Origin of the sequence: Natronococcus pandeyae (assembly GCF_008122205.1) — an archaeon.
Classification (GTDB): Archaea; Halobacteriota; Halobacteria; order Halobacteriales; family Natrialbaceae; genus Natronococcus; species Natronococcus pandeyae.
The window spans coordinates 1-10570 of record NZ_PHNJ01000031.1; the positions used below are offsets into that span (position 1 = coordinate 1).

The 10570-nt window shown below is 52.7% G+C and carries 9 protein-coding genes; all 9 read left to right on the forward strand.

What is annotated here, in order from left to right:
- Positions 1-583 precede the first annotated feature (583 nt).
- The 9 genes from CV102_RS25405 (at position 584) to CV102_RS25440 (ending at position 10436) form a co-directional block, all read left to right on the forward strand.
- Complete coding sequence (locus CV102_RS25405; protein ID WP_148860791.1) at positions 584-1243, forward strand: hypothetical protein; 660 nt, start codon at positions 584-586, stop codon at positions 1241-1243.
- A gap of 728 nt (positions 1244-1971) precedes the next feature.
- Positions 1972-2310, forward strand: a complete 339-nt coding sequence (locus tag CV102_RS25410) for a ribbon-helix-helix protein, CopG family (protein WP_148860792.1) — start codon at positions 1972-1974, stop codon at positions 2308-2310.
- A gap of 2963 nt (positions 2311-5273) precedes the next feature.
- Positions 5274-5417 carry a hypothetical protein gene (locus CV102_RS26335; RefSeq protein WP_187433121.1) on the forward strand — a complete coding sequence of 48 codons (144 nt, stop codon included), beginning with the start codon at positions 5274-5276 and terminating at the stop codon, positions 5415-5417.
- Positions 5418-5445: 28 nt separating this feature from the next.
- Positions 5446-5691 (forward strand): cold-shock protein, encoded by a 246-nt coding sequence (locus tag CV102_RS25415; protein WP_148860793.1) that lies wholly within the window; start codon positions 5446-5448, stop codon positions 5689-5691.
- A gap of 35 nt (positions 5692-5726) precedes the next feature.
- Positions 5727-7199: a hypothetical protein gene (locus CV102_RS25420; protein ID WP_148860794.1), complete on the forward strand. Its 1473-nt coding sequence runs from the start codon at positions 5727-5729 to the stop codon at positions 7197-7199.
- Entirely contained in the window at positions 7196-7561 is a 366-nt protein-coding gene (locus tag CV102_RS25425; protein ID WP_148860795.1) for a hypothetical protein, read from the forward strand. The genes CV102_RS25420 and CV102_RS25425 overlap by 4 nt, the downstream gene beginning before the upstream one ends.
- Before the next feature lie 196 nt (positions 7562-7757).
- Positions 7758-8351 carry a hypothetical protein gene (locus tag CV102_RS25430; protein ID WP_148860796.1) on the forward strand — a complete coding sequence of 198 codons (594 nt, stop codon included), beginning with the start codon at positions 7758-7760 and terminating at the stop codon, positions 8349-8351.
- A 650-nt stretch (positions 8352-9001) separates the two neighbouring features.
- Positions 9002-9478, forward strand: a complete 477-nt coding sequence (locus tag CV102_RS25435) for a hypothetical protein (RefSeq protein WP_148860797.1) — start codon at positions 9002-9004, stop codon at positions 9476-9478.
- Positions 9479-9503: 25 nt separating this feature from the next.
- Entirely contained in the window at positions 9504-10436 is a 933-nt protein-coding gene (locus tag CV102_RS25440; RefSeq protein WP_148860798.1) for a phage major capsid protein, read from the forward strand.
- Positions 10437-10570: the final 134 nt, after the last annotated feature.

Below are 10570 nucleotides of genomic sequence, written 5' to 3' on the forward strand. Positions count from 1 at the left end.
CAACTATGGGGAGAACTAAAGTGCATATGTTCTATCGGGAAAGACCGTTTCCTGTTATTCCGTTCGCTTGCCTTCGGTCCCAAATGGGAAACGGAGCTACGTGGGGAAGCGGCCGCGACAGTCCCCCGCCACGCTTCCGTGAGACAGCCGTATTTCACCCGTGGCGGGGTTCGCTTCGCAAGCAGTGTAATCCATTGTGGAGCAAGGAAAGACCGTCACGGGCGAATCTCGGGCGTTGTGTGCGGTTGTTGTGCGGCGGCCTTCCTTAAGTTAAAACTTCTACCCCGCCGTTGGCGGGACGTAGCTACGTAGGGAAGTGCAGCCACAGCCACCCGCCTACGTTCCAACGAGACGGCCTTGCTTGGCTCGTGGCGGGTTTTTCGTATCCGGTAGTGGTTAACACGGCGGAGTGTGGAAAAGCCGTCACGGGCGAATCTCGGGCGTTGTGTAGCCCTTCAACTTAGCGTCCGAATAGTCGGTAATCAACACTCTTATTATATGACGCTCTGATGCTGTTGCTAACCCGTGTGAAAAATCGGGGGCCGAAGTGTTGCCGCACTCCGGCTAACCGCGACAAGAACGTATGTCAGCCACTACTACCACGAGTGCCGACTTTAATCTGTCGGACTACGATAGCACCGACGCGAAATTAACCGCCCTTACCAACGAGCTACTTGCAGTCAAGCAAGAAAACGCGGAGCTACGGGACCGCGTTGCGGAGCTTGAGGAAACGGTTGAGGAACACGAAAGCAACCACGAAACCCACGGCAAGAACCTCGCGAAGACTAATGCTCGAGTTGCAAAACTTGAGGAAGCGGGCGAGCAATCCCCGAACGAAAGCGAAAGCCCCGCGGGTGAATTGTACCGTCCGGAAACTCCGCTTGAGGAAGTTTGTGCGGCCCCCGATACTATCGCCAACGAGTCACTCACGGCCAACCAACAACGCGCACGGAGCTTTGCAGCGGACGTAACGAACTACACCAAGAGCGTGCCGGCCGGCCGTGCAATCAAATCAAGCGAACTACGCCGCGTATTGACAGCGATAGAAGGGAAACACGTTCACACGCAAACGACCGACCGGGTGATGAAAATACTCGACGACCTTGGGAAAGACGGCGTAAAGATACGGAAGGGACAAGACGGCGAAAGGGTCGTAGTGTTCACGGACGCTATCGCGGAGCGGCTAAAGCAGACTAACGGCGTTGTGATTGGCACGAGGGACCAACCCCCCGGACAAGTGTGATTCCCTTCGGGACCGGAGCATAGCGACGGGAAAGAACGCGGGCAAGCGGTCGGTTGATTACTGGTAAGTACGGAAGAAGCCTCTTGGTTTCAAGTATAACGTAGTACGTAGTAACCGATTCTGTAGGTTCTTGCTCGTGGCACCAATAACAACAGTGTGATTCAATTTTCCCCACGGTCCCCCTTCCCGGCACGGAATTACTTAGGGAAGCGCCGCCACAGCCTTTCGCCCACGCTTCCGTGAGACGGCCGTGTTTACCCCGTGGCGGGCTTTCTTTTCTTCCGTAGGGGATTCACGGCGGAGCACGGAAAAGCTGACACGCGGGGTTGCGGGACCTTCCTTAAGCAAAAGCGTTCAACGGAATTACTTGAGGAAGTGCAGCCACAGCCACCCGCCTACGTTCACCGCTGTCGCGTTTAACTCCGTGCTCCGCGTATCCGTAGTACGTGTAGGATTTTTGACAAACCCCTCGAGGTTCTGAAAATTGGAAAAATTCTGTTTCGAGGTACCGCCGGTTTCATTTTTGGGAATAAACTGGTGTAATAACCTCCGCACATAAAGAAAGAAATGACCCATTGCAAACTTTCTGAGTTGGTTGCACACTATGAGACTACCTATTGCACCTATTACACCTATTGCAACCTTCGTACTCACTGTGAAACAGTCATACTCACTGTGAGACAGTCATACGACAGTATTATGGTCATACGAATTTTTCATACCTTCATATGTGCCCGCGCCTAACAGTAACAATAAACGACGAACAAATGGAAATACTCGAGAAAAAATCGGGTGACAGCGGCGAGTATGATAGTATGAGTGAGGCGGTGAGACACTTCATATCCGAGTATGAAGCCCTTGAGGAAGAACTTGAGGAAGCGCGTGTAGAAATAGAACGGTTGCGGAACGAGAAACGGTTAGTTCTTGAAGAAAGGGAAGAGAAACAGGAATTAGTTAGGTATGTGGAAACCGAACGGACCCTTACGGAGCAAAAGGCACGGGCTGGAATAGTCACACGGGCTAAGTGGTGGCTCACGGGGGTACCCGATTCGGGGGAAGGGAAGTGACAGCGGCGCTAAAAGTCGTACGGGTTGGGCTAAGCTCATTTATCCAGACTCGTGCAACCACAATTTGGCAAAGCTTGCCGGTAAGTGGTGCCATGAGTTGAGAATTCGTGAGGAAGGCCGCCGCCACACACTCGAGCGGGATTGCAGGCCGGTTTTCGGCACGTTGCCCCCCGGAGTTACGGCCCGAAGATGGCCCTATACGTGGAAGTAATATTTTCTTACGAGATTATGCGTGCATGGGGCGGGTTGTTATCGGTGCCGGGGCTTCCTCAAGCGTTTCTGTCTGTCGTTCATACGTGGGGAAGCGGCCGCCACCGTATCCCGCCACCGTATCCCGCCACCGTGCCCCCCTACGGGAACCGCACCACTTTATAACTGGGGGTAATGTTTGTTATCTGTGCGGAGCCTTCCTTAAGTTAAGACGTGTAACGGGGGCAAATCCTAAACCGTCGCAAAAACAGGTTTAAAACAGCATATACGGGTGTTTCCAAAGTGCCTAATTCGGTACCGTAAGGTGGTTCAAACTCGAGAATCCTAAACACTCTAGAAAACAGGTTTAAAACAGCACACACGAGCGTTTCCAAAGTGCTGAAAATGCCCCCGTCAAGGCCCCACGGACGGGAATCCTAACCGGCACCGTAAGGTGGTTTGAAACAGCAAATTCAAGAGTTTCCAAAGTGCTCAATTCGGCACCTTAGGGTGGTTATACTGCCCATATAGCCAGTCTCACCCGTTGCAACCGTGAAACAGCAATTACTGACAGTTATTAGCTCCATACATCCCGGTTCTTACTTACGCACCCACAGTTGCAGAAATGAAAAAATGGCAAGTCTAACAGCCCGTTAGCTTACCAATGTTAAATCTACGTACTTCGGGCTGGAATTCAATTTTACGGAGCAGGGGGGTTATAAACTGGTGCCGTGTTTATTCAACTATGATTCTCCGTGGATACTACGTTTCTCCGTGGCAAGTGCTTATGTTCGTCGTTCAAACTTAGGGAAGCGCCGCGACAGTCACCCGCCCCGGTTCCGACGAGACCGCCCTGATTGCCCCGTGGCGCGTTTAGCTCCGTGAGCAATGGTTTGGGTCGTCGGTGGGTGTTGCGGGACCTTCCCCACGTGGTGCCGTGCTCCGTGTATCCGTAGTCTGCCTTCCTTCCTTAACACACTTGGCCCGAAGGGGGCATTTATATACTAAATTATGTAGACTTTACAACATGCACCCGAATTCAAAGGTTTCAGGGCTTCTATCGCCAACCCTTGCTTATAGACTATAGAGCGTTGGCAGTGCGGTAGTATAGAGACAGAGACTACCACCACGAGGGTAGGTAGGAAAGGAGACGAGGAGCAGGGGGCCATGCTATATGATTCACATACACCCTTTACGTATTACCGTTCAAGGGAAAACTTACACGGTCAAACTTGAACGGTCAAATTTAAGGAAGCCCACTTACGAACAAACACGATTAGGAGTATACGGGTTTACACGGAATAGAACGTAGTACCGTTGCGGTGCGGGATTACTTGCAGCGGCACGGGTATACGTCAAGGCCCCACGTCCCCCACTGAGGCCCTATAGACTCCGTTAGAGAGTATACGTTTTTCTCCGTGGTTTGTACTTACACTGCCTTCCTTAAGTGTAGGAGTGTCTGTAAGCTTAACCGTGGTTCACGGGTTAGATACGTTATCGCTACTGAGTCCGCCGTATATCCTTACACGGCACCACGTCCGCCGTACGGCCCTACGTAGCCAACGAGGTTAAGTGAGGAAGGGGGCCGCCACCACAGACTACACCCACTGAGGGATTACCTCACCGAGTGTACCGTAGTGTCCAATCCTACGCCCCCCACGTGCCGCGTGGCGGCTTTTCTTTTCTCTCGAGAGGTATTGGCCGTCCCGAAGGGAAAAGCTGCTGACGGGCTTCCTGTGCCGCTGTGTTGAAGTGGGCACCACGTCTCGCGGTTCTCAACCCCGGAGGGTATACGCTCACGTCCAATCCTACGGCTCTCACGTGGCCGCTGTGCCGTTCCGTGTCCTACGGCGGGCTACAGCACGGAGGGCCACAGCGGGCCACACAGCGACCACACAGCGACGTAGGTGGCGACGTAGTGGGGGATTATCTCACCGTGAGCTGTGCCCTATGTCCCGAAGGGAATCCTACCGGCCTCACGTCCCGCGTGGCGGCTTTTCTATTCTTCCGAAGGGGATTGGTCGTCTCAAGGCAAAAAACTGCTGACGGGCTTCCTGTGGCTTCTCAGTGGAACGGACTTTCTGCCTATCAGTTTAGTCTATCTCTTGCGGAACAACGTGGCGCGATTTAACGTTGGTAAGAAAATTTTAACATGTGCTTATGCTTGGGAGTAATATTATCGCACTAAGTGAATACGTTCCCCTCGGCAAAGCCGGCGAAGACCCTTTATATACTCCCTGATGTCAACTTTCCAATAGGCACCCGAATTCTAAGGGTAGAAGCCTTTTATCGACAACCCTTGCTCTTAGACTACGTGGCGTTGCGCGTTTGCGGTAGTAGTACGGAGACTACGGAGACACACACAAGGGGAAGGAAGACACGGACACACGGAGCACGGTGCAACTTGAGGAAGGTCCCGCAACAACCACCGACAGCACTCGTGGAACGGGAAAGCGCGCCACGGACGAAATGCGGCGCGAGAAATGGACTGTGCGGATACTGTCGCGGCGCTTCCTTAAGTAAAAGCGTTCCCCGAAGGGCGGAGGGTTATTAACATCTACCAAGTAGGTACTAACAGATTGCTTACGAAAGCGCGCCCCAGATTCGCCGTACCCCTTGAAAACGCGACAGCGGGGCGATGTTCATTATATCCATTATCACGCCCCCCTCGAATTAAGCCGTTGTGAGGCATCTGTGGGGCACGTCTATTAGTATGAGTGAGGGGGTTGAGGGGCAAAGATGAGTCAAATACCCCAACCTCTCCGAAAGTAGATATGACCGACGAAAGGATTCACTTAGCGGTTAAGAAGGAAACGTACGACGAACTTGCGGAATTGAAGGAAAGCGGTGTTACGTGGGACTACCTGCTTACCCGGCTTGCACGGGAATACAACGGAAAGCCCCGACTCGACCTTTAAACAAAAACGAAGTAAGAAAGAAAGAAACATGCAGAACTACAACAAAATTACTAAGACGGACATTGAGGGAAAGATTACGACATACAACGCGGAACGCGGCTTTGGTTTTGCCCGAGTAGCGGGGATTAGTAAAGACGACATTTTCACCACGGTTTTCGTTCACATCAACGACGTGCCGGCCCGCGAGGTCTTGGAACCCGGCGACAAGGTTCGTATGGACGTTTACCTCTCCCCGAAGGGCTGGAAAGCGGACGGCCATGTTGAAACCATGTAACAGTTAGATTTTATTTTAAAAAGAAAGAAAGAAAGATGGAAATAGACATATCTAACTGGTCTAAACTTCCTTGCGTTCAATACGGAACCGCTGACGCGGTTAGGGAACCCCGGCTTCGGACGGTTTTTGAACCAATGCCCGAAGGGGCGGTTACGGCTTCCCCGGTCTACATTTTGCGAAGCGAAGAATACGAGCGGAATTGTGAGCTTGAAAATCCATACGCCGTGAGCGGCGCGAACAACATTGCAGCGGAGCTTATGGACGCTTGTGAGGAACGGAACGCGGTTCTATATCCGCTATACGCGGAATCCGACGCGGGAATTGAAAACGCGGAGGAAATGTTTGAGTGGATAGCCGACTTCGGCACGGAAACCCTCGGAGTTGAAGCCTCGAAATGGTACTTTAGCGGTTCACGGAGTATTCATGCACACTTTCCGCTGTTTGCAAAGGGCACGGAAACCCTCAGCTTCCTTCGGGAAGCCGCGACAGCTTTCAATGAAGAAAATGGCGCGAGCATTGACGCTGGCATTTACACCCGGAAGCGCATGTTTCGCTTGCCGGGGGCAACACACAGCTCAACACAGTTGAAGAAAACGGCAATCCCTTTTGGCGCGGAGCGTGACGAGATTATCCGAGCGACGACCGCTAACGGCGAAAGCGTGCCGGAATCATTTGAGGTCGCGTTGCGAGAAACGTTTCTGCCGGATACGCCGGAGGGATACGAACCCACGGACTTTTTCAATACGATTGACGCCGGAGAGACGTTGTTTGAAAGCCCCGCTGACGGTCGCGGCGCTTCCTCAAGCAATCCCGTTGACGGTCCCGCTTGCTCGCGAGAGCGACACAAGCACCCGTTTTCACCCTATGCATTAGCGAAATACGGAACCCGAAGCGTTGCGGTCGGACGGATTGAGAGTGAGCCATACTGTTCACGAGAATACCGGCACCACGCAAACCGCCTTGTCCATTTTTACGCGGCTGTAGGATGCACGGGCGACTTTGTGGTTGAGGACGACCTTTGCCCCGTTAAACTCTCAAAACCCGACTACGACAAGACCAGCGGCCTCGAGATTGATACTACGGTTGTTATCATTGGCGGGGGAAGCGGACGGTCGAGAATTTTCAAAGTCTCAAGCGAAACGGCACATGATACCGCGGCTATCTTGCTCGCCAGTGGGCGAAAGGCGGCCCTTGAGTACCTCCGTGAAGCGGGTTACAACGTGGGGAAGGCCGGCCGGATTGAGTCTAACTATGCCCCTTCGGGGGACAGCCCCCCTTCGGGGGAAACGAAGCGAAGCGCGGCGGAACGATTGCAACAGCGGGCCGAACGGGAATCTTTTGACGTGTTAACGCACAACGAGAAAATCCGTGTGGCTTGCAGATTGCTACACGGCGGAAAAGAGTACGCACACGATTGGATTCGCCGGAATATGCGGGTATACGACCCCGAAATTACCGAACGTTTCCTAACGGATTTACTCAACACATACGGAGAGGATTATAAATGATATTCGACAAACAGACTTTGATTGAACAGATAGCGACGGTTACGAACGAAAACGACGGAGACGAAATTAGCAAATATATGCTGGCGGCTAAGAACGAGATATTGGACCTTGCCCTTTCGGAAGGGGTTGAGGACGTTGAGTTTTTCGGGGCTTCCGCAAGCAAGAACGCTCAACGGACACTATTCTGGTTGACATGCCTGTTTGTTAAAAAGAGTGTCAGAACTATTGAGAATCTTTATGATTACGTGCTATCGGCTGGCATTGCCATGTGGCGCATGCACTACGAGGAATATTTAGGCGAACTTATCAACGAGATGCGGATTCCGGACGAAATTTGGTTTACGGATTACAGCCGGCGGTAACCCCCCTTCGGGGAACGGAACGGAACAAGATTTTAAAATGTCTATTAAACTACCTACGGACAGTGACGACAGTGACGAAAACCCCCGCGCGGAGCGCAGCTGGGTCAATTACGGCGATTACAAGGAACGCGAGCTTGCGGAAACGCGGATACGGCAACCGGATACGTTTGCCTCGAGAGACGTGCATACCGACACTATGCTCAAATCCGCGGGAACAACGTTTGATACAACGGACGTGCCCCCCGAATTTCGCAAGAAGTGGGACCGGCTGCAATCGCTCAACGAGGACCACACGGAACAGACCGGCATTGATGCCCGGCAGCAGCAAATTGACGCACGGTACAGTTGGCACGCCGTTGAAGCCATGTGCGACAACCTTGAATTGAATATACTCCAGCGGAGTGCGGTTCACAAGCTACACGACCGGCTTGACCGGCAGAAGTTCGGGAAGCCCCTTGAGGTTGTAATCTTTTGTGCGGCGGCATACGTGGTGAACGACGACCCACGGAGCGAACGCAAGTGGCACCCGAACACTGGTTTCGCGAGTCGCGACAAGCAGTTTAACGCCGTGTGCGAACGTGTTAGCGAAAGTTACGGCCAATACCCCCGCAAGACTATTGAGAAAACGTTTTTCCAACTTGCTTACAAGTACCGTTCGGTTTGGAAGATTGACCTTGCCAAGCTAATGGACGGCGATATTCCCGACAACCCGTCAATGCGGGACAAGAGCGAATTTATCTCCGGTTTGGGTGAACGTGAGGAAGGGGGCCGACAACACCCGCGGAGCTGAAAACCGAACAGCGGGCACGGTGGCGGGATACTGTTGCGGCACTTCCCTACGTAGCTACGTCCCGCCAACGGCGGGGGGTACCCTATTTAAAGGGTAGAGAAGTCATATAGTGAGGACAAAAAGAGGAATACCCGTGCTTGGTAGCAATCATTTTGGGTTCGATTCCCGATAGGTATGTTCCGCCTTGTATATGGCGGATAATCATGGAGAACACCCATTAGGCGGTGTTTCGGTCGTGGCCTTAACCGTAAAAAGAGGGCCAATCATCATGTCGCGTTTTTGGTAGGACGTTTTCAGACATTTTAAATCTAGAGAGTTGCGCGTAGTGGTCTCCCTTCCCCCGAAGGGGTACGGTTCGATTCCGTCAACGTGTTTTCGCCCGCCGGCTTTCGCCGGATATGGGCGAGTTCGTAAAATCAAAGTTCACCCTTTGAGAATTTCATTAACCTGTGTTCCGGTTCGGTCACAAATTCGTGCGTGTACCAATAATAATACCACGAATAATCTCATAACCGTAAACCAGAACCATGCCCCTTGCTGGCGCTTAAGCCCTGTTCAATTCAGGGCAAGGGGCCTTTCTTTTCTCGCTGAATTGAAAATCTTCGGAACCCGCGGTTTTGGCTTCCGTAAGTGTTTAATTTTCCCGCCCTTTGGCGGACAAACTTTCATACATGGAACTTAGAATTACTAATGATGCGGACCTGCACAACAACCGTGCGGGTGCTGTTTCGGCTGTTGAACTTGAGGAAGGCCAGCTTGTCGGTCTAAACGCAAGCGGCCAGATTGTAGAGGCTGACGCTGACTCCGCGGCCCCGGTCAAGGCGGTCGGTGTTTCGCTCACTGACGTTATGGACCTTGACGCTCGGGCGGAGCTTGAACCCGCGTTCCGTGCAACGCTCGAGGCACAGCGTACGTTGGTCGGAAAGGACCGTGTGGCTTTCGCTGACCACGGTATTGACCTTATTGACCTTGACGAAGGCTCCTCGTTTACCCCCGGTGAGCCTGTTTACCTTGCAGTTGGTGGCGGATTCACTTCCGTTGCCCCGGACGACGGCGCGGGTGAGCTTGTCCAAGTTGTTGGCTACGCTCTCACTGAGGACAAGATTCGGCTTTCTATTCAGTTCTAAAACCTAAACAAATTTATATACTATTATGTCACGACGAAATCAGATTCTAACTAAGGACGACGTATCGCTTACCGACCTAATGAACCAGACTTTTGGGGTTGTTGACGCTTTCAACGACTCCGAACACATTTTCCGCGGTCTTGTCGGTCAGGATGTTGACGAGGACCGCTTTACTTCCGTTGCCGGCGACATGAAGTGGGACGAGCTTGCGGAGCTTGAGCCTTCGGAAAACTCCGACCTTGACGAGTCCGTTATGGCTATTCGTGTCAAGGAATACGGAAAGTCCCTTGCCATGTCCCCCGCTTACATCGAGGACAGCACGGAACAGTCCGTTATGCAGCGGGTTCAGAAGATGCTGCGTGGCGCGCTTGACAAGGAAAACGAGGTTATCTTTGAATCCCTCAAGGCCGGTGTTGCGGACGGCAGCGGCGTTTGGTACGATATTCCGAACTACGGCAACTATTCTTTTGACGACAACCACTCTCACACGTTTGCCGACACTAACGCCCTGTTCGGTGACGCGGAAGCGCACAGCGCAACGCGCCACGTTCGTATGGCAAGCATGGACCTTCGCCACCACGGCAAGCGCCCCGGCGTTGTTATCTGCTCCTCGGAATTCGCAATGAGTTTCGTTGACGAGCTTGCTTACGACGCGGGTTATCATATCCCCGACGCGGGCGGCCTTCGCGAGTCTGACCTTCAGGAAGCCACCATGAAGATTGACGGCGCTTCCGTTGTTCAGACCCCTTACCTCACCGGTAACACCTTCTACGTGGTTTCGGACGAACAGCCGGTTTACGTTCACGAAAAGCGCCCCGTTACGATTAGTCAGGACAGCAACGGCACTCCCGTTGCGAACCCGGCAGACATGATGGGCGCATACGGCACCGCACGCTACGGAGCACGACTTGCGGACCCTCTCGCGGCCGTTGAAGTTACTGCCGACAACCTCGCCTAAGTCCTTTGGACTTGGGTGGGTTTAAAAAATTTTGTTTCATATTTATCAATTATCTGTCAACTATGGGGAGAACTAAAGTGCATATGTTCTATCGGGAAAGACCGTTTCCTGTTATTCCGTTCGCTTGCCTTCGG

What these genes read in the sequence shown, in the direction of transcription:
- CV102_RS25430 (WP_148860796.1), top strand. Translation starts at nt 7,758, where the DNA reads ATGCTCAAATCCGCGGGAACAACGTTTGATACAACGGACGTGCCCCCC.
- CV102_RS25420 (WP_148860794.1), top strand. Translation starts at nt 5,727, where the DNA reads ATGGAAATAGACATATCTAACTGGTCTAAACTTCCTTGCGTTCAATAC.
- CV102_RS25425 (WP_148860795.1), top strand. Translation starts at nt 7,196, where the DNA reads ATGATATTCGACAAACAGACTTTGATTGAACAGATAGCGACGGTTACG.
- CV102_RS25415 (WP_148860793.1), top strand. Translation starts at nt 5,446, where the DNA reads ATGCAGAACTACAACAAAATTACTAAGACGGACATTGAGGGAAAGATT.
- CV102_RS25405 (WP_148860791.1), top strand. Translation starts at nt 584, where the DNA reads ATGTCAGCCACTACTACCACGAGTGCCGACTTTAATCTGTCGGACTAC.
- CV102_RS25440 (WP_148860798.1), top strand. Translation starts at nt 9,504, where the DNA reads ATGTCACGACGAAATCAGATTCTAACTAAGGACGACGTATCGCTTACC.
- CV102_RS25410 (WP_148860792.1), top strand. Translation starts at nt 1,972, where the DNA reads ATGTGCCCGCGCCTAACAGTAACAATAAACGACGAACAAATGGAAATA.
- CV102_RS26335 (WP_187433121.1), top strand. Translation starts at nt 5,274, where the DNA reads ATGACCGACGAAAGGATTCACTTAGCGGTTAAGAAGGAAACGTACGAC.